Origin of the sequence: Colwellia marinimaniae (genome assembly GCF_002207865.1) — a bacterium.
Lineage (GTDB): Bacteria > Pseudomonadota > Gammaproteobacteria > Enterobacterales > Alteromonadaceae > Colwellia > Colwellia marinimaniae.
Genome location: NZ_BDQM01000444.1, coordinates 1 through 245 on the forward strand (window position 1 = coordinate 1; position 245 = coordinate 245).

Annotated in this window: 1 protein-coding gene; it reads right to left on the bottom strand. The window is 32.2% G+C overall.

Going from position 1 to position 245, the window contains the following annotated elements:
* On the bottom strand, positions 1-245 hold a 245-nt coding region (locus MTCD1_RS22025), incomplete at both ends, for a hypothetical protein (protein ID WP_235013414.1).

Sequence of the window (245 nt, forward strand, 5' to 3'; positions counted from 1 at the left end):
GTGCTCAGTGCTATGAAGTTCTGGAAAGTTGTTTTCATAATATGTTCCGTATTTTAGAGAGTATTCATAGCCTGTCAATATAGCTCCATCTTCTGGGATATATTTAAACTGAGCAACTTCGTTCTTCTTAAAATCCTTAATCATAATAAAAGTTTTGACTTCTGAGTTTTCAGTCCGAAAAAACGTGGAGACATCAAAAGGTTTTGGATACTTTTTTCTAAGGTTTTTTTTGATTTCTTGTAATG